This is a genomic window from Roseateles sp. (assembly GCF_039595295.1).
Classification (GTDB): Bacteria; Pseudomonadota; Gammaproteobacteria; order Burkholderiales; family Burkholderiaceae_C; genus Roseateles.
This window is the reverse complement of sequence record NZ_JBCNLU010000003.1, coordinates 119039-138960: the sequence shown is the minus strand read 5'-3', so window position 1 is coordinate 138960 and position 19922 is coordinate 119039. Positions and strand designations below refer to the sequence as shown.

Sequence of the window (19922 nt, the reverse complement as noted above, 5' to 3'; positions counted from 1 at the left end):
CGGCCGCCTGCTGAGGTCCATCAGGAAGGAACGAGGAGCACGTCATGGGGACCTCTCCGCTGCTGTCGCTGGGCATGCGTGCCATGTTCGCCAACCAGGCGGCCCTGCAGACCATCGGCCAGAACATCGCCAACGCCAACACGCCGGGCTACTCGCGCCAGGACGTGGTGCTGACGACGCCCGACGGCCAGTTCACCGGCGCGGGCTACTTCGGCAAGGGCGTCAACGTCCAGACCATCACGCGCTCGCACAACGAGTTCCTGACCCGCGAGGCCGCGGCCGCCAAGTCGCAGGCCTTCATGGACACGACCATGCAGTCGCAGCTGGGCCAGCTGGAGAAGATCTTCCCCACCGGCGCCGACGGCCTGGGCCAGGCGAGCAACGACTTCCTGAACGCGCTGGTCGACGTGGCCAGCCGCCCCGCCGATCCGTCCGCGCGCCAGGTGGTGCTGGGCAAGGCGCAGGAACTGGCCTCCCGCTTCCAGAGCGCCGGCCAGCAGCTGGCCGACCTGCAGGCCGGCGTGGTCAGCGACCTGAGCGCCAACGTCAAGCAGGTCAACGAGCTGGCCAAGCAGATCGCCGCGGCCAATGACCAGATCGCGCGGGCCTCGGGCTCCAGCCACACGCCCAACGACCTGCTGGACAAGCGCGATCAGCTGATCTCGCAGCTCAGCCAGTACGTGCAGGTGACCACGGTGGACAACGCGCGCGACGGCACCGTCGGCGTGTTCATCGGCGGCGGCCAGCGCCTGGTGCTGGGCGGCGAGGCGCAACAGCTGGCCGTCACCGCCGACCCCTACGACGGCGCGCGCGCGCAGCTGTCTATCAGCGACGCCGGCGGCAACCGGGTGCTGGACGACAGCACGCTGACCGGCGGCTCGCTGACCGCGCTGCTGCGCTACCAGAACACGCATCTGCAGGACGCGCGCAACCTGCTGGGCCAGATGGCGCAGGCCATGGCCTCCAAGGTCAACGAGCAGCAGAAGCTGGGCATCGACCTGAAGTCGCAGATGGGGGGCGCGCTCTTCACCGTGGCCGATCCGACGGTGCTGCCGGCCGTCACCAACCGCGGCGACGCGCGTCTGACCGCCACCGTGGTGGATGGGAGCAAGGTGCCGGCGCTGTCCTTCACGGTGACGCCCGACCCCACCGGCACGCCCGACAGTTATCAGATCGCGGTGCGCCCCAGCGGGCAGCCCACGCTGATGACCAACGACCAGATCAAGGCGGCCTACGGTGTCAGCCTGACGCAGACCGGCACGATGCAGCAGGGCGACAGCTTTCTGTTGGAGCCGGTGGCCAACGCGGCCGCCAGCTTCAAGCGCGCGCTGGACGATCCCAACGGCATCGCCGCCGCCTCGCCCGTTATCGGCACGACCGACGTCAACAACAAGGGCACGGCCACGGTCGACACGCTGTACGCGGTCAACGACAAGTTCGACAAGTCCAAGCAGCCGGCGACGGTGCAGTTCGGCGCGGTCAATGCCGACAACACCATCAACTACACGATCACGCTGTCGGACAACACCAGCTACAGCGGCACCTGGAAGGCCGGCACCGCGATCGGCAACGATCCGGCCCATGGCGTGGACCTGGGCTTCGAGCTGCGCATCAACGGCGCGCCGCGCGAGGGCGACAAGATCAACATGCAGGTCTCGGACCAGGTGGTCTCGACCAACAACGGCAACGCCAAGGCCTTCCTGGCGTTGCAAACCACGCCCTTCGTCGGCAAGCAGCTGCAGGCCGACGGCACGCTGTCGCGCGGCCAGACGGTGACCGAGGCCTATGCCGCGGCGATCGCCGACATCGGCTCGCGGGTGCAGGGCGCGGACTACCTGGCCGGCGTGTCCACCTCGGTGGCCAGCGACGCCGAGACCACGCGCTCCAGCCAGGCCGGCGTCAACCTGGACGAGGAAGCCGCCAAGCTGATGCAGTACCAGCAGGGCTACCAGGCCGCGGCCAAGGTGCTGCAGACCGCGCAGAACCTCTTCGACCAGCTGTTGAGCATCGCCGGCCGCTGACGCGCCGCGATCCGCCCGACCTGATCCGACCCCGAACCGACCCGAATCGACCCGACTCCCAGGAGCGAGCCATGCGACTCTCCACCGCCAACATGTTCGACGCGAGCATCGCGACCCTGCAACGCCGCCAGGAGGCCATGCAGGACGCGCAGGAGCGCCTGACCACCGGCAAGCGCGTGAGCAAGGCCAGCGACGATCCCACCGCCGCGGCGCGGGCCGAGCGGGCGCGTACCTCCATCGGCCAGGTCGACGCCAGCCAGCGCGCGCTGGACGCCAGCCGCAACAGCATGACGCTGGCGGAAAGCGCGTTGGGCGACGCCAATGAGCTGATGCAGCAGATCCGCGAATCGCTGGTCGCCGCCGGCAACGCCAGCTACAGCGACGACGAGCGCAAGGGCCTGGCCAACAAGGTCGAGGGCCTGCGCAACCAGCTGCTGGCCATCGCCAACCGCACCGACGGCGCGGGCGGCTATCTGTTCGGCGGCCAGGGGACGACGGGCACGCCCTTCCTGGACAGCCCGGTGCAGCGCGACGCCTCGGGTGCCCGCATCGGCGGCGGCGTGGGCTTCGAGGGCGTGGGCGGCGCGGTCACCACCGGCAACATCGAGAACTACCCGATGAGCGTGGACGGCCGCCTGGCCTGGGAACAGGCGCGCAGCGGCAACGGCACCTTCGAGACCGGCGCGGGCCAGAACGCGATCACCGGCAAGTCGCCGGCGGGCTACATCGACTCCGGCCGTGTGACCGACCCGGCCCAGGTGACGGGCAACAGTTACAGCATCGTGATCAGCGGCAACGCGCCCTCGCAGACCTACACCGTCTTCGACGAGACGCAAGGTCACGTGCCGGTGGCCAGCGACAACTACACGGCGGGCAACACGGTCAAGTTCGCCGGCATGGCGATGACGGTGGCGGGCGCGCCGGTGGACGGGGACACCTTCACCGTCAAGCCGGCGACGGCCAGCCTCAAGGTCTTCGACGTGCTGGACCGGACCATCGAGTCGCTGAAGAAGACCGGCCGCACCGGCACCGAGGTGACTCAGGACAACCTGGTCAACCTGCGCGACATCGATGCGGTGATGGGCAACCTGAGCAACGTGCGCAGCCAGGTGGGCGAGCAGATGAACAACCTGGACGGTTCGGAGTCGCGGCTGCAGACGCTGAAGGTTTACAACCAGGCTGAGCAATCTGCCGCAGAGGACCTGGACATGACGCAGGGCATTTCCGACTTCCAGAACCAGCAGACGGGCTACGATGCGGCGCTGAAGACCTACTCGATGGTGCAGCGCATGTCGCTGTTCCAGTACCTCAACACCTGACGCCGCTCTCCGCATGAATTCGACCCACGCCGTGTTGGGCCAACTGGCCCTGGGGTACGCGCCCCTGGTTTCCAAGTCCCTCGACATCGAGGCCACCCGCGTCACGGCGTTCGCGCTTCGCCCCGAGACTTCGCCCGACGCGGGCGAGCTGCTCGCGGCGATCGCCGAGGCCTTCCCCGCCAAGGCGGTGATCCTGAACGTCGCCCATGAAGGGCTGCTCAAGGGTCTGCTGGCGGCGACGCTCCCGGGCAACGTCAAGATCGAGGTGCCCGCGTTCCTGCTGTCGGACGCGGAGGTCGCCGCGCAGGCGCAGACCCGCGGCGCGCTGATCAAGGGGCGCACGGACGCGGCCGGCTTCAAGCAACTGGTGCTGGACCTGCAGGAGCTGGGCGCGGGCCCGCTCCCGGCGGGCAAGTCGGTGCTGGTGGCGGGCGCGCGCAACGCGGACGAGTTCAAGCAATCCTTCGACGCGGGCGCGGCTGGCGTGCTGGGCTGGACGGTGCATGGCGAGTTCGAGCCCCCCGCGGCCCCGGCCGCGCGCAACGATGCGCAGGCCGACCTGCAGGTGATCGTCGAGCTGATGTCGCGCGTCGATCAGGGCGAGGACGTGGAGCGCCTGGAGCAGACGCTCAAGCGCGATCCCAGCCTGGCCTTCAAGCTGCTGCGCTACATGAATTCGGCGGCCTTCGGCCTGTCGGTGGAGGTGTCCTCCTTCCGTCACGCGATCATGCTGCTGGGCTATGCGCGCCTGCGCCGCTGGCTGGCGCTGCTGCTGGCCACGGCGAGCAAGGATCACGCGATGCGGCCGGTGATGTTCGGCGCGCTGCGCCGCGGGCTGATCATGGAAGAGCTGTCCAAGAGCATGGACGACTCCGAAGTGCGGGACGAGATGTTCATCTGCGGCCTGTTCTCGCTGCTGGACCACATGCTGAAGCAGCCGTTCGAGAAGCTGCTCCAGTCCATCCCGGTGCCCGAGCGGGTGCGCCAGGCGCTGGTGGACAAGACTGGGCCGTACAAGGGCTACCTGGACCTGGTCCAGGCAATCGAGAACGAATCCGTCTTCGACGTGCGCGCGTCGCTGGACTCGCTGATGCTGGGCGCCGACGAGGTCAACCACGCGGTGCTGCGCGCGCTGCACAAGGCGGCTCAGCTCGAGTGAACGCGCAGGACTGAGGGAGTCGGCAAGCTGCTCGGTGCCACGGCCCGAGTCAGTCCCTCTCCCGCAAGCGGGCGAGGGAGTCATAACGCGTCGAGCGTTGCGACGGTTCCCGAAGACCCTCTCCCCCGCCCTCTCCCGCAAGCGGGCGAGGGAGCAATACGGCACCGAGCGTCGTTGCTGACAGTCTCGGTCTCGGTCGCTGCAGGAGTGACTCCCTCGCCCGCTTGCGGGAGAGGGCTGGGGAGAGGGTCCCCGCCGACAGCGAGCCCTCAAGCGTCCGTATCACTGGCAACATGCGCCCCGGGAACGGCGGCATCGGATCGTCGCCCCCTGAGGGAGACATCGGATGCCATGTGATCGACCGTTCCAACGCCCGCCTGTCCGCGCCGCGCTGCGCCGCGCGCTGACCGCGATTCCCCTGCTGCTGGCCGCGGCCACGACGCTGGCGCTCTCGCCGGTCGCGCCGCCGCCGCCCGAGCGCCCGATGTCGGACGTGCCGATGGACCGGCCCCTCATCCGGCCGCCCAAGGTCGATCCCCTCCCCCGCCCACCCTCGCCGCCGCCGGTCAAGCCGCCGCCGGTCGACCCCGCCCCGCGCTGGATCAGCTTCCGCGCCGCCGAGGCGACCCTCCCCATCCGGCTCCGTCAAGTCGACGTGCAGACCCGCCTGAGCGGCAGCAGCGCGGTGTCGCGCATCGAGCTGACCGTCTTCAACCCCAACGCCCGCGTGCTGTCCGGGGAGCTGCAGTTCCCGCTCAACGCGGGCCAGGCGGTGACCGGTTTTTCCCTGGACATCAACGGCGTGCTGCGCCGCGCCGTCCCGGTCGAGAAGGCCAAGGGCCGGCAGGTCTACGAGGACACCATCCGCGCCCGGGTCGACCCCGCGCTGCTGGAGGTGACCGAGGGCAACTTCTACAAGCTGCAGGTCTATCCGCTACTCCCCGGCGGCACGCGCCGCGTGGTGCTGGAGATCCGCGAATCCATCGAGGCCGCGACCGGCACCGCGCCGGTCTGGCGCCTGCCGCTGCAGTTCTCCGGCGCAGTCGAGCGGCTCGCGCTGGACCTGCGTGTCGACGGGCTGGCGCCGTCGCAGCTGTCGGCCTCCTGGGGCGCCGAGCCGCTGGCGGCCTCGGCGACGCCGGACGGCTCGCGTCTGAGCCTGCGACGCGATGCCGCGGCCGCGGCGGGCGAGCTTCGCATCGAGCTGCCCACGCGTCTGTCGGCGCCGGCGATCAGCACCGAGCGCTTCAAGGACAAGACCTATCTGCTGGCGGAAGTTCCCGTGGACATCGCCCCTTGGCCGCGCCCGACGCCGCGCGTGGTCGGCCTGGTGTGGGACGCCTCCGCCTCCGGCGCCGGTCGTGACCACGATCGCGAGTTCGCGCTGCTGGACGAGTGGCTGCGCACGCTGGGCCAGGTCGAACTTCGATTGAAGGTCGTGCGCAACGAGGCCGAGGCGGTCGAGCGCTTCGTCATCCGGGGCGGCGACTGGCGCCCGCTGCGACGCCGGCTGGAGCAATTGCCCTATGACGGCGCGACCGCGCTGGGCGCGATGGGCGCGCCGCAGGGCTGTGACGTGACGCTGCTGTTCTCAGACGGCGTCGGCACCTGGGGCGCCGGCACGCTGCCGGCTGGCGACAAGCCGCTGTTCGCGTTCTCGGCGTCGGCGGGCGCCTCGGAAGCGACGCTGCGTCGCGCGGCGGAAGCCCAGGGCGGCGGCTACGCGGACCTGCTGTCGACATCGACCGCGACAGCGCTGCGGCTGCTGGCCGAGGAAGAGCCGCGTGTGCTGGACGTCGTCGGCTTCGGCGCCGGCGACTGGGAGATGAACTCGGTCTATCCCCAAGGCGGCCGATTGCTGATCGCGGGGGTAATGACGCAGGCGCAGGCGCGGATGAAGCTCACGCTGTCCAGCGCCGACGGTTCGCCCCGTGTGATCGAGGTCCCGCTGCGCGTGAGCGCGCCGGCGGACGCCGCGGATGCGCCCGCGAGCGCGGCGCGCAGCGATGCCGAGCCGGTGGGCCTGGCCGCCTATCGTTGGGCGAGCTTCCGGCTGGCGCGGCTGGACGCGGACCGCGGCGCGAATCGTCAGGCGGTCCGGCGACTCGGCATGGCGTTCGGACTCGCCACGCGGGAGACCTCGCTGATCGTGCTGGACGAGGTGGCCGATTACGTCCGCCATGAGATCGAGCCGCCCGCCGAGCTGCGTCCTGAATGGGAACGCCAGATGGCGCGGCGCAACAACCTGAGACAGCTCGAGCGCGCCCAGGCGCGGACCGATCTGGTGCAGCGCTTTGAAGCGCTGGTGGCGTGGTGGAAGGAGACGCCGACCACGCGTGCCGCCGCGGCCAAGCGCGCGCATCTGGAAGCCGCGAAAGAGGCGATCGCCGCCTCGATGCGCAGCCAGCCGACCTTCACGCCGCCGCCCGAGGCCATGACCTCCAGGCACCCGGCGCGATCGGCCCCGGCGATGGACAACCGCCAAGCGGCCGAGCCCCCGCCCCCGCCGGCAAAGGTCATCGAGCCCGCGCCGTTCGTCCCGCCGCCGGCTCCGGCGCCTGAAGCCGCACCTGCGCCAACGCCTGCGCCGGTTGCGCCGTCGCCGATCTCTCGGCCACAGGAGGAGACGCGTCGCCCGATCATGAATGCGCCGGTGTCTGACGCCGCGCAGCGAGAGCGCCTCGAAGCGATGGAGGCCGAGTCGCGCCAGCGGTCGGCCCGTTCATCGGCCAGCGCCGACGCCCAGCGCACCGTCCGCGCGAACCCGGGCGACATCGCGCTACGCCCGTGGCGCGCCGACGAGCCCTACGCCCAGCGGCTCAAGTCCGCCGCCGACAAGGACCTCTACGCGATCTATCTGGACGAGCGTCCGGCCTACGCCAACAGCTCGGCCTTCTTCCTGGACGTGGCGGACCGGATGGTCGAGCGCCAGCAGACCGCGATGGCGGTGCGCGTGCTCTCCAACCTGGCGGAGATGGATCTGGGCAATCGCCAGCTGCTGCGCATCCTGGCCTACCGGCTGAAGCAGGCCGGGCGCCCGCGCGACGCGATCCCGGTGTTGCAGGAAGTCCTGCGTCTGGCGCCGGACGAGCCGCAGTCCCACCGCGATCTGGGCCTGACCTTCGCCGAGGCCGGTGAGCCGCAACGCGCGGTGGACCTGCTGGCCGAGGTCGTGAACCGGCCTTGGCAGAACCGCTTCGCCGACATCGAGCTGATCGCGCTGGAGGAGCTCAACGCCATCGCCGAGCGATCGCGCCTGCGAGGCAAGCCGCTGGACCTGTCGGCGATCGACGCGCGCTTGCGTCGCCCCTTGCCGGTGGCGCTGCGGGTCACGCTGAGCTGGGACGCGGACAACACCGACATCGACTTGTGGGTCGACGACCCCGACGGCGAGCGCGCCTTCTTCCTCAACCCGAACACGCGTCAAGGCGGACGGATGTCGAAGGACTTCACCGGCGGCTACGGGCCGGAGCAGTTCGAGCTGCGCTTCGCCAAGCCGGGGACCTACACGGTGAGGGGCAACTTCTTCGGCCACCGCCAGCAGGTCATCGCGCCGTCGACGACGCTGATGCTGCGCCTGTCCACCGGCTTCGCGACCTCGCATCAGGTGGACAAGGACATCGTGCTGCGGCTGACGGGCACGGGCAGCGAAGTGGTGGTGGGGACGATCACGGTGAAGTGACGCCCCACGCGTTCATGCGAGGGCAACACCTGACCCGAGTCAGGTGAGGCGCGGTTTCCACCGATAGGAGCCAGTACCAAATCGGCTGCATGGCATGCGGACGGGGTGTCGGGTGGCTAGCGATCATTGATCGCCGCTTGTCCAGCTAGCCCTTCGGCTTCGCCAAGGGCTTCTTCCACGGTACGGTCTGGATCAGGCGCTTCACCTCATCGGCGGGCAGCGGCTTGGAGAACCAGCTGCCCTGCGCCGCGATCACGCCGAGGTCCTCCAGCATCGTCGCCTGCGATTCGTCCTCGACGCCCTCGGCCAGCGTGCGCCAGCCCAGCGAACGCGCCAGCGCCACGATCCCTCGCAGCTCGTCCCGGGCCGATTCGTCGTCGGCCAAGCGCGCGACCAAACCCCGATCGATCTTCAGCGAGTCCGCCGGCAGACGGTTGAGCGCCGTGAACGACGCGCCGCCCGCGCCGAAGTCATCCACCGTCGCCTGGACCCCCATCGCCGTCAGCGTGCGCAAGGACTCGGCGCGCGGCGACAGTGGCGTCACGCCGCGCTCGGCCAGCTCCAGCCGCAGCGACGGTCCCTCCGCGCCGCCGCCGAGCGCTTGCGCCGCGTCGCGCACCGCGGTAACGAAGTCCTCGCTCGCCAACCAATCCGCGCCCGAGACGTTGATCGCCACCTCGCCCCGGAAGCCGATCTCGCGCCAGCGCCTCGCCTGCAGCGCCGCCTCGATCAGCGTCCAGCGGCCCAGCGCGGGCATGTGTCCGCTCTCCTCCGCAGCGGGAATCACGGCGTCGGGCATGAGCACGCCGCGTTCCGGCTGGTTCCAGCGCAGCAGCGCCTCGAAGCCCAACAGCGTGCGGTCGGACAGAAGGACCAGCGGCTGGTAATGGAGCTCGAACTCGTTGGCCGCCAGCGCCGGCGCGATGCGCTCCTGCAGCCAGCGATGCATGGGCAGGAAGCGCGCGGCAACCGCGTCGAACAAGTGCACCCGCCCCGGCCCGCCAAGCTGCGCCCGGGCCAGCGCGCTCTCCGCGGCCTTCATCAAATCCAGCGGACTGAAGTTGGCTTGGCCCGTGTGCGCCCAGCCCGCGCAGGCCGTCAGCCGATGCGCGCCGGTGCGGCTCGGTGCGCCGCCCTCCTCCGCCGTCAGGAGGTCATAGGGGACAGGCTCCTCGATGCGGGCGAGCGCCCATTCGGGAACTCGCTCGACCAGCGTGCCCTCGGGGCCCACGCGCAGCTCGAACAGCAGGGCGAAGCGGTCCACATCGACGCGGGCCAGCACGCGGCCCGGCCGACTGTTGCGCGGCGCCAGGCGCTGCGCGCATTCGGCGAGCACCGCCTCGCCGACCGCGAGACCGTGGCGGTCGAGGAAGTCCCGGAAGCCGTCCAGGCTAAGCATCGCCACCGCGGCCGGAACGCCCGGCACGGGGGTCGCGAGGCGCTGCGACAGCAGCTCAAGAAAGAGCGCGCGATTCGGAAGCCCGGTCGCGCGGTCATGCAACGCATCGCGCGCCTGCGGGGCGTCGAGACCGTGGAAGCGGTCGACGTCGGCGATGTCGGTCAGCGTGCCGGCTACGCGCAGCGCGCGATCGTCCTGGAAGACGGCACGCCCGCGCACCAGCAGCGCCCGCGGCCGGCCGTCCTGCGAAAAGCGCAGCACGTGATGCAGACGCGCCGACCGCCCCGCGAGGTGCGCGTCGAGCGCGGCCTGGAAGGCCAACCCGACGCCCTCCTCCAGCGTTTGCGAGAAGCCGGCGATGCCGTCGATGGGCGCGTCCTCCAGTCCCATCAGCGCGCGCCAGCGGGCCGAGACATCCAGACGGTCGCGCGCGACGTCCCAGTCCCAGAGGCCGTCATCGGCGCCGCGCGCGGCGAGGGAGAGCCGTTCCTCGTTCGCGCGCAGGCGGCGGGACTCGGCACGCCGTCGCATCAGCGCGGCAAGCGCGCGCAGCAGCAAGGCCATGGCGCTCGATGCCGCGATCGCCAGCAAGGGCCAGGCGATGGGCAGCAGCAGACGCTCCTCTTCGAAGGCCCATTGCGCGCCGGCCAGGCCGATGACGGTCAGCGCGGCGACGCCCAGCACGCCACGCCACAGACGTCCTCGCGCGAGCAGCAGCACGCACAGCAGCGGCAGCACGCACAGCGCGGCCAGCGTGGCCGTGCCCGTCCAGAGCGGGCGCGACGGGACGCGGCCGGTGAGGATGTTGTCGGCGACAGTCGCCAGACGCTCCGGCGACGACAGCGCTCCGAACGGCGTCGGACGAAAACTGCCGCCCCCGCCCGTCGCCATTGCGGGCAACTTCGCCACCGAGCGCGTAGTCGCGGCCGAGATCGTGGGCGCTGTCATGCCCGCTCTCGTGGCCGAGTCCGATGTCGTGCCCGATGTCGTGAACGTGGTCGTCGCCCCGACGATGACGATGCGGTTGTGCAGCGACTCTTCGGGCACTCGCCCATCGACGACGTCGGCGAAGGGGATGGTCGGGAAGGTTCCCGCCGGCCCGTAGGCGTTGACCGTTTGCTGAGTCAGCAGGTCCACCGGCACGACCAACGAGCCCCAGCGCACGTCGCGGCTCCAGCGCAGCGTGGCCTCCGACCACGGCTGCCGCATCGCGTCGCCCGCAATGCGCAGGGCCAGCGAGGGATAGACATGGCCGCCGGCGATGGCGACGGGCGCGATCCGTCGCGGCGATCCGTCGGCATCGCGGAGCTCGATCCAATGGCCCAGCGAGAAGGCCGCCGAGCGCAAAGGCTCGGCCGGCGCGAGCAGCGCGTCCACGCGCTTCGCGCTGCGGGGTACGCCGTCGGCGTGGGTGAAGGCCTCGGCCAAGCGCGTTTGAGCACCGGCGGCCGCTACGCCCGCCTCGCTGGCCGCTGTGGCCGCGGTGGCGGTGAGCGGCAGCAGCACGCGCGTGCCGCCGCGCATCGCCGCGGCGAGCGCGTCATCGCCCGGCTGGGCCTCAAGCAAGGGTTGATCGATGGCGATCAGACGCGGCCCGGCGGCGCGCAGGCGCTCGACGAGTGCGGCGAGTTGCTCCCGGCTCGGCGACGCGGCGCCGAAGCGTTGGGCGCTCGTGTCGTCGAAGGCCACCACCACGATGGGATAGGTCGAGCCCGGGGCGATCGCACCGCGCCAACGCATTTGCGCGTCGGCCGCCAGACCGTCAATGGCCCCGAGCGGCCCAGCCTGCAGCCGTGTCATCCACAGCCCGACGACTGCCGCGGTCACCAGAAGCAGCCCGAGCAGCTGGATCCAGGCCCAGCGCGAGGGCCAACGCAAGCCTCGCGGCGCGTCGGTCCGGTTCTGGCGCTTTCCCCACATCACATCGAGCTCCCGCCCGACGCATGCCGGGGCCGCGAGCATCGTATGCCAGTCGCGAGCCGGCCGATCAGGCGATCAAGACCCGGAACCGCAGGGAGATCGCCCTGCCGAGCAAAGGCATCGGCCCCTCCCGGGAGGGATCGGCCGCCTTTCGTTGAGCGAGCGCGGCCGAGCTCCCCTCGGCCCAAATGTCGGGGTCAGGGCTTGTCCTTGAAGTCCCCCACCGTCGACACCACGAAGCCGTCGAGCTTGATGTGCTTGCGCCAGGCCTGATTGACCTGCTCGACCGTGGCCGCCTGGACCGCCGCATCGCGTTGCGCCGACTGCGCCCAGGTCTCGCCCTGGTCCGCCTGCGTGATCAGCGCGCTCGCCAGCACGCCGTCCGAGGCGCGCGCCTGGCGGCGCCCCTCCAGCACGTCTTTCTTGGCACGCTCGAGCTCGGATGCGGTGACGCCGTCGCGGGTCAGGCGCTCGAGCTCTTCCCGCACCAGCGTCAACATCTGCTCGCGGTTCTGCGGCGCGAAAGTCCCGGCGATGGTCAGCCCCGCTTCGTCACCGAAGTGCGCCGCCGACAAGGACGCGCCCACGCCGTAGCTCAGCCCCGCTTGCTGGCGGATCCGCACCGAGAGCCGGTTCTCCAGCGCGCCTCCGCCCAGGATGTGCACCGCCAGGCTGAGCGGGATGTAGTCCGGGTCGCGGTCATTGAGCGCGAAGTCGACGCGCATCTTCATCGCCGCGCTGGTCTTGTCCCGCGCGATCGCATCGAAGCGCGCCGCCGGGATCACGTCCGCCTTGGCTTCCGGCTGGATGAACTTCGGCGCCGCCGGCTTCTTCCAGGCGCCGAAAAGCTTCTCCACCGCCGCGTCCAGTCCCTCCGGAATCGCGCCGACCGCCGACACCCGCGCGTCGTTGGCCGACCAGTAAGCCGCGTGGAATCGCTTGAGATCGTCCAGCGTGGTCGCCTTCACCGACGCGAGTTGCTCATCGATCGACATCACGAAGTCCGGATCGCCCAGCTTCACGCCGCGAGCGCGGTTGTAGTGATCGCGCGTCGCGGCCTGCCGCAGCACCTCCAGTTCCTGGCGCGAGCCCTCCAGCCCCGCGATCGACGCGCGCTTCATGCGATCGAACGCGTCCTCCGGCAGCAGCGGGTGCAGCATCAGATCGGCCGCCAGGGCCAGGACCTCGATCAGCTGATCCTTCTCGGTGCTGATGGTCAGCAGCGCGCCCTGGTCCTCGCTCTGGACGTTCAGGTCGGCGCGCAGCGCGATCAGCTTGTCCTGCAGCGCCTGCTTGGACACCGACGGGCTGCCCTCGCCCATCAGCGCCGCGATCAGGTCGGTACCGTGGTGTTTGAAGGTCTCGTTGCGCTCGCCCCAGCGCAGCTGCATGCGCAGATCCACGGTGTTGCCGCGCGTCCGCTTGGCCAGCGTCAGCAGTTCGATCCCGGACGGCAGCCGCTTGACCGCGGTGCGCTCGGCCAGGCGTTCAGGCGTCGGGTCGAAGCGCTCGCCCTCCTCCACCTTGGGCGGGCCCTTCAGGTCGGCCAGCCGCTGCTCAAGTGGAGGGGCCGCCGGGATCTCGACGCGCTCGACCTGATCGGTCGGGAAGTAGCGGCCCAGGGTCCGGTTGGCCGGGCGCAGATAGGCCTTGCGCACCCGCTCCACGTCCGCCAGCGTCACCTTGGGGATGTCCTCCATCAGCTGGAACAGCAGCCGCCAGTCGGTCGCGCCCAGGTTCGAGATCTGCTGGATCAGCGCCTCGGGCTGCTTCATCTGCTCGCGGTAAGACACCAGCGCCATATCGCGCACGCGCTTGAGCTCGGACTCGTCGAACTTGGCGTCGGTGCGGCCCTCGACGATGTCGAGCAGCTTCTTCTCGATCGCCGCCGCATCGCCCCCCGGCGGGATCACCGCGAAGGCGCGCACGCCGCCCGGGTCGGCATCGCCCAGCCCCTGCAGGCCGGCGGCCAGCACCAGCTTGGGTTCGACCAGTTCCTTGTAGAGCTGACCGCTGGGCTGCAGCGACAGCATCATCCCCAGCACCAGCAACGGCGCGGAGTCCGGATGCGTGATCGCGGGCACGTGGTAGTAGGCCATCAGCGCCGGCTGGCCGCCGACGCGGCGGACCACCACGGTGCGCTCGCCGTCCTGCGGCGGCTCGACGGTGTAGGGGCGCGGGATGGGCGCGGACGGCGTCTTGATCGGGCCGAAGAGCTGATTGACCCGCGCCAGCACCGCCTTCGGATCGAAGCGGCCGGCCACCATCAGCGTCGCGTTGTCGGGCCGGTAGTAGCGCTTGTAGAAGGCTTGCAGGCGCTCGATGGGGACGTTCTCGATGTCGCTCTTGGGACCGATGGTGTCGTGGCCGTAGTTGTGCCAGTCGTAGGCCGCGCCGATGACGCGCTTGTTGAGCACGGCGAAGGGCTGGTTCTCCCCGCGCTCGTACTCGTTGCGGACCACCGTCATCTCCTTGTCCAAGTCGGACTTGGCGATGAAGCTGTTGACCATGCGGTCCGCCTCCAGCGTCAGCGCGAAGTCCAGCGTGGACGCGTCCGCGTTGAAGTTGGCGAAGTAGTTGGTGCGGTCCGAGGTGGTCGTGCCGTTGAAGCGCATGCCGCGCCGCGCGAAGGCGTCGGAGATGTCCTTGTGCGCCGGCGTGCCCTTGAACATCAGGTGTTCCAGCAGATGGGCCATGCCGTACTCGCCGGGCGACTCGTGACGGCTGCCGACGCGGTAGGTGATGTTGACCGTGGTGGTGCTCTGCGCCTCGTCGGGGAAGAGCAGCAGCTGCAGGCCGTTGGCCAGCCGGTACTCGGAGATCCCGCCGATCTCGCGCACAAATATCGGTGCCGCGACCGGGCCGCCGGACTTGGCGCCGGCGGCCGCGGGTGCCTTCGTCGACTTGGCGGGCGGGCTGGCAGTCGCGTCGCGCGGGTCGGCCTGCGTGCCGGTCCAGAGGGTGGTCAACGCCAGCGTCAGCGGGAGCATCGAGAGCGTCGACTTCGAGAACACGTTCCTCATTGATCGTTCCTGTACCGCGAACGCGCGGCTTGGCGGCGATTGTGCAAGCGCGCCGGAGCGTCGCGGAAATGCCATCGGCGGCGTGAAGCGGCTCGGCAACATCGCCGGCCAGTCCACCCTTCGATGTGATTGCCATGGCGGGGCCCCGCGGCTATGTCGCCTGCGGGTCGCCGGCGGATCGCGGGCTGGTGGGCACGCGCTGTCGCACGGCCGCACGGGGATGGCTTCTTGCCGTCTTGTTCACATTGAACTCACGACCGCCTGACGCAAGCCCCTGACGATGGTCGGGACTTGGCATGGCGGTCGACAAGGCGTGGGGTGTCTGGCGAGGATGCGGCCTTGTCCGACACGCCCGCGCGTCCGGAGCCGACGCGGCGTGCCCGCCGGGGCTCGTAGGCTGGAAGCCAGGTTTGCCGGAGAACGTCATGCGCCACTTCTCGCAACGCCCGCCGATGTTTCATATCGGTCCTCATGCTCATGCTCATGGACGCGCGCCGCATCACGGCGTGATGTTCTGGATCGCCCATGCGGCCCTGTTGCTGGGACTGCTGCTCGTGGCCACCGAGGTGTCGGCGGATCAGCAGGCGGGCGACCTCAAGGCCCACTATGAGCAGATGGCGCCGCAGCTGGCGCGCAGTCCGTTCCAGAAGCCGATCCTGTTGAGCTCGGTCGACGACACCCAGCACCCGACCGGGGAAATGCATGCGGTCGTCCATCATGAGTTCGCGACTCTGGCGGGCGCGCTGCGCGACGCCGATGCCTGGTGCGAGCTGCTGACCTTGCCGGCCAACGTGAAGCGCTGCGTGGTGGACGACGAGGCCAAGCCGCTCACGCTGCACATGGCGGTGGGGCGCAAGTTCGATCAGCCCATCGAGGATGCGTATGCGCTGGACTTCAAGTTCCAGGTGCTGGCGGAGCGCAAGGACTATCTGCTCGTGGAGATGAGCGCCGCGAAGGGGCCGATGGGGACGAGCGATTACAGGATGACCCTGGAGGCGATCCCGTTGGAGGGGCGGCGCAGCTTCATTCGGCTGCGGTATGCGTATGCCAACAACTTCGCGGCGCGTGTGGCGACGAGCGCTTATCTGGCGACCAGCGGGCGGGACAAGGTCGGGTTCACGGTGGTGGGCAGGGATGAGGACGGCGCGCCGCGATATGTCGGAGGGATTCAGGGGATCGCGGAGCGGAACACGATGCGCTACTTCCTGGCCATCGAGTCGTATCTGGATACGCTGCCGGCGCCGGAGGCGCAGCGGCTGGACAAGCGGCTGAGGGATTGGTTCGCGGCGACGGAGCGGTATGCCAGGCAGCTGCATGAGCAGACGCTGGAGGAGTACGTGGCGATGAAGCACAAGGAGGCGCGGCGGCAGATGGCGCAGGCGGCGGGGGAGTGACCGAGGTCTGCTACGAAAGACCCTCTCCCCCGCCCTCTCCCGCAAGCGGGAGAGGGAGTCATCCAGCACCGCGCGCCCTGACCGACAGCCCTCGGTCGCGGCATGAGCCCCCTCGCCCGCTTGCGGGAGAGGGCTGGGGAGAGGGTCTTAAGGTCTCGGTCTCGGAATCTGTCTCGCCGCGAACTGAGCCCCGATGAGGATGGAGGCCATCAGCCACAGCGGTGCCGCCGCCACGCTCGCCGTCGCAAGCGCGCCGAAGCCCAGCGGCATCGCGACGGTGGCGCCATTCGAGGCAAGCATGCGCAGTCCCAGCGCTTGACCGTGTCGATCGGGCGGCGTCACCTGATGCAGGGTGGCGAGCACCATCGGCTGAACGGCCCCAAGCGCCGTCCCGAGCACCGCCGAGCCGATCATCAAACCCAGCGTTCCCGGCAGCCACGCATAGACGATGAGCACCGCCGTCGCCACCGTGATGGCGATGCGCAGCGCGCGAATCTCGTCGATGTGATGGGCCCACCGCACGATGGCCAGGCGGACCAGTGTCGCGGCCGCCGCGAAGCTGCCCAGCACCAATCCGATGCTCGACGCCGACAGCCCTTTCGCATGTCCGACCACGGGCACGACGAAGCTATGGGCGTCCCAGCAAGAGGACATCGCGACGTTGACGATGAGCAGATGACGCAGGCCGCGATCGCGCAGCAGGTCCCAGGCGGGACGCGGCTTGCTCTTGGACTCGGTCAACGCGATCGCCCGGCGCGGCACCTGCCGCGCGACGCCCCAAGCCGCGATCGGCAACAGCGTCGCCAGCACCAGCGCGGCGCTGAAACCCGCCGTATCGATGACGATGCCGGCGATCACCGGCGCGAGCGCATTGGACAGCGCGGGGCCGAGCGCGACCCAGCTGAACACGCGTTTGAGCGCGGCGGCATCCGCCGCCATCAACCCCGCCTCCCGCTGGATGGCCACCACGGCCACCGCCACGGCACCGCCGCAAAGCAGGCAGCCGACAGCCATCAGCGCGATGCTGCCCAGCCATTGCGCACCCAGCGCGATCACCGCACCGCCCAAGGCCATCGCCACGCCGATGCCCACCGGCCGATGGAAACCGAAGCGGTCGGCCAGCCGGCCCGCCCAGAGGGACAGGCCCAAGGGGGCGACCGCGAACAGGCTGAGCAGCACGCCGACGATCCAGCCGCCGTAGCCCTGATGCAGGACCCACAACGTCGCCGCCACACGCGTCGTCGCCATGCAGGCATGCACGGCCACCAGGGTGGCGATGACAGACGCAAAACCGGGGGACGGCGGCCCGCTGCCCGCAGCGGCCTGGGGTGCGGCGACGGGTGCCGCATCGGCGGCGGTCAACGCAGACACACGACCAGCGTCGTCGCCCGCAGACGCGGTCGCCGATGCCGTCCTGTCCGCGTCGGGATCGTTCATCCGGCGACGCCCTCCTCATCGGTGTCCGCGTCGGACTCGGCGCCGAGCTGCAGCACCCGCGTGATCTGGTCCTCGGGCAAGGCCTCGACGGCTTTGAGCTGTCGCGTCATGACCCGGGTCCGGCGCTCGGCCATCTCGATGTTGTTGCTGGCTTCGTCCAGCTTCTTCTTCGTCTTGGCCAGCACGTCGCCGAACTTGCCGAACTCGGTCTTCACCGCACCCAGGATGTCCCACACCTCGGCCGAGCGCTTCTCCAGCGCCAGCGTGCGGAAGCCCATCTGCAGGCTGGACAGCGTCGCCAGCAGCGTCGTCGGTCCGACCAGCATCACCTTGTGCTCGCGCTGCAGCGCCTCGGTCAACCCTGGACGGCGCAGCGCCTCGGCATAGAGGCCCTCGGTGGGCAGGAACAGCAGCGCGAAGTCGGTCGTGTGCGGCGGGCCCAGGTACTTCTCGCGAATGGTCTTGGCCTCCATCCTCAGGCGCGTCTCGATCGCCCGGCCCGACAGCTCGGCGGCCGGCGCGTCCGCGCGCTCCTGCGCTTCGAGCAGGCGCTCGTAATCCTCGCGCGGGAACTTGGCGTCGATCGGCAGCCAGATCGGCTTGCCATCGTCGCGCTGGCCCGGCAGCTTGAGCGCGAACTCCACCCGCGCGCCGCTGCCCGGCAGCGTCTCGACGTTGGACGCGTATTGCTCCGGCGTGAAGACCTGCTCCAGCAGCCCGGCCAGTTGCACCTCGCCGAAGATGCCGCGCGTCTTCACGTTGGTCAGCACGCGGTTCAGCGAGCCCACGTCCCGCGCCAGGGTCTGCATCTCGCCCAGGCCGCGGTAGACCTGCTCCAGCCGCTCCGCCACCTGCTTGAAGCTCTCGCCCAGCCGATGCTCCAGCGTCGCGTGCAGCTTCTCGTCAACGGTCGCCCGCATCTGCTCGAGCTTCTTCTCGTTGTCCTGCTGGATGGACTGCAGCCGTGCTTCAACCGTACGGCGGGTCTCGGCCAGGCCGGCCTCGTTGCGCTGGGCCAGGGTCTGGAGCTGCTCGGTCAGCACGGTGGTCGTGCGCGCGGCCGCGGCGTCCTGCGCCTCGCGCGCCGAGGTGGCCTGCTGACCCAGCGCCTGCTGCAGCTGCGCCAGCTGCAGCCGGAAGGCGTCGATCTGCTCGTTCTGCGAGCGCGCCGTGTCGCCGCCCTGCGCCAGCAGCGCTTGCTGGAACTGCGTCAGCGTCGTCAGCGTCTCCTGGCGCAGGCCGGCGTTGCCGCGGCCGACCTCTTCGCGCAGGCCGGTGTTGACGCGCCCCAGTTCGTCGCGCAGCGAGCGCTCCAGGCGCTCGATGCGCTCATTGGACTGCTGCATCAGCGGGGCGAGCGCCGCGGCGGGATCCCCGCCTGACGCGCGCCGCAGCGCCATGACGCAGACCGCGGTGACTATGAGAAGGAAGAAGGAGATCAGGGTCGCGCCGACGATGAGCGCGACCATCCAGAAGGGCAGATTCATGCGTCCGATTCTCTCAGCGCTTGAGCACCTCGGGATTGAGCACGGTGGGCGGTACGCCGCCGGTCAGCGCGGCGATCAGGTTGTCCACGGCCAGGTTGCTCATGGCGCGGCGGGTGGCGATGGTCGCGCTGGCGATGTGGGGCGTGAGCACCACGTTCTCGCACGCGAGCAGCGCCGGGTTCACCGTCGGTTCGCCCTCGAACACGTCCAGGCCCGCGGCCGCGATGGTGCCGGCCTGGAGCTCGGCGGCCAACGCCGCGTCGTCGACCACGCCGCCGCGCGCGATGTTGGTCAGCGTCGCGGTCTTCTTCATCAGGCGCAGCTCGCGCTGCCCGATCAGGTGGTGCGAGGACGCGCTGTAGGGGACGACGATGATGAGGTGATCGGCGCGGCGCAGCAGCTCGTCCTTCTCCACCCATTTCGCGCCCAGCGGCGCTTCCTGGTCGGCCGGCAGCCGCGAGCGGTTGTGATACAGCACCGGCATGCCGAAGCCCAGATGGCCGCGCTTGGCGATGGCCGCGCCGATGCGGCCCATGCCCAGCACGCCCAGCGTCGCGCCATGGATGTCGGCGCCGGCGAACATGGTCACCGCCCACTGCTTCCACTCGCCGCGGCGCAGGAAGTGTTCGCTCTCGGTGATGCGGCGCGCGGTGGCCATCATCAGCGCGAAGCCGAAATCGGCGGTGGTCTCGGTCAGCACGTCGGGCGCGTTGGTCACGATCACGCCGCGCGCGGTGCAGGCCGCCACGTCGATGTTGTTGTAGCCCACGGCCATGGTGCTGACGATCTTCAGATCGGGGCAGGCGTCGAGCAGCTTGGCGTCGATCTTGTCGCCGCCGGCGATGTAGACGCCGGACTTGCCCTGCAGGCGGCGGATGAGCTCGTCCTGCGACCAGCCGTCGTCGCTGTCGTTGGCCTCGACCTCGAAGTGGGGACGCAAGCGGTCGACGACGTCGTCGAAGGTCTTGCGGGCCACCAGGACGCGCGCTTTGCTCATCTCGTTCTCCTTCGGGTCAGGGCAGTGCTGAGGAACCGTCGACTGTAGGCAGTCGCGAGCCCGCGGCGCTGTGGGGATCCACAA

The 19922-nt window shown here is 70.0% G+C and carries 10 protein-coding genes; 5 read left to right on the top strand and 5 right to left on the bottom strand.

What is annotated here, in order from left to right; translation table 11 throughout:
• The first annotated feature begins 44 nt into the window (after positions 1 to 44).
• The 4 genes from flgK (at position 45) to ABDW59_RS03780 (ending at position 8181) form a co-directional block, all read left to right on the top strand.
• Positions 45 to 2021, top strand: a complete 1977-nt coding sequence (flgK, locus tag ABDW59_RS03795; RefSeq protein ID WP_343628136.1) for a flagellar hook-associated protein FlgK — start codon at positions 45 to 47, stop codon at positions 2019 to 2021.
• A 71-nt stretch (positions 2022 to 2092) separates the two neighbouring features.
• Complete coding sequence (gene flgL / locus ABDW59_RS03790; protein WP_343628135.1) at positions 2093 to 3340, top strand: flagellar hook-associated protein FlgL; 1248 nt, start codon at positions 2093 to 2095, stop codon at positions 3338 to 3340.
• A gap of 13 nt (positions 3341 to 3353) precedes the next feature.
• Entirely contained in the window at positions 3354 to 4499 is a 1146-nt protein-coding gene (locus ABDW59_RS03785; protein WP_343628134.1) for an HDOD domain-containing protein, read from the top strand.
• A gap of 346 nt (positions 4500 to 4845) precedes the next feature.
• Complete coding sequence (locus ABDW59_RS03780) at positions 4846 to 8181, top strand: VIT domain-containing protein (RefSeq protein ID WP_343628133.1); 3336 nt, start codon at positions 4846 to 4848, stop codon at positions 8179 to 8181.
• A gap of 145 nt (positions 8182 to 8326) precedes the next feature.
• Here the strand turns inward: ABDW59_RS03780 and ABDW59_RS03775 are convergent, their stop codons facing one another.
• The gene (locus ABDW59_RS03775; RefSeq protein WP_343628132.1) at positions 8327 to 11500 is read right to left on the bottom strand and encodes an EAL domain-containing protein; all 3174 of its coding nucleotides are present in this window, start codon (positions 11498 to 11500) and stop codon (positions 8327 to 8329) included.
• Positions 11501 to 11697: 197 nt separating this feature from the next.
• Positions 11698 to 14523, bottom strand: coding sequence for a pitrilysin family protein (locus ABDW59_RS03770; RefSeq protein ID WP_343628131.1), 2826 nt, complete (start codon positions 14521 to 14523; stop codon positions 11698 to 11700).
• A 509-nt stretch (positions 14524 to 15032) separates the two neighbouring features.
• On the opposite strand from ABDW59_RS03770, the gene ABDW59_RS03765 reads away from it, so the two are divergent.
• Positions 15033 to 15917 carry a hypothetical protein gene (locus ABDW59_RS03765; RefSeq protein WP_343628130.1) on the top strand — a complete coding sequence of 295 codons (885 nt, stop codon included), beginning with the start codon at positions 15033 to 15035 and terminating at the stop codon, positions 15915 to 15917.
• A 147-nt stretch (positions 15918 to 16064) separates the two neighbouring features.
• Here the strand turns inward: ABDW59_RS03765 and ABDW59_RS03760 are convergent, their stop codons facing one another.
• The 3 genes from ABDW59_RS03760 to ABDW59_RS03750 all read right to left on the bottom strand — a co-directional run bounded on the left by ABDW59_RS03760 (position 16065) and on the right by ABDW59_RS03750 (position 19838).
• Complete coding sequence (locus ABDW59_RS03760; protein WP_343628129.1) at positions 16065 to 17165, bottom strand: MFS transporter; 1101 nt, start codon at positions 17163 to 17165, stop codon at positions 16065 to 16067.
• A 185-nt stretch (positions 17166 to 17350) separates the two neighbouring features.
• Positions 17351 to 18841, bottom strand: a complete 1491-nt coding sequence (rmuC, locus tag ABDW59_RS03755) for a DNA recombination protein RmuC (RefSeq protein ID WP_343628128.1) — start codon at positions 18839 to 18841, stop codon at positions 17351 to 17353.
• 13 nt (positions 18842 to 18854) lie between these two features.
• Complete coding sequence (locus tag ABDW59_RS03750; RefSeq protein ID WP_343628127.1) at positions 18855 to 19838, bottom strand: D-glycerate dehydrogenase; 984 nt, start codon at positions 19836 to 19838, stop codon at positions 18855 to 18857.
• Positions 19839 to 19922: the final 84 nt, after the last annotated feature.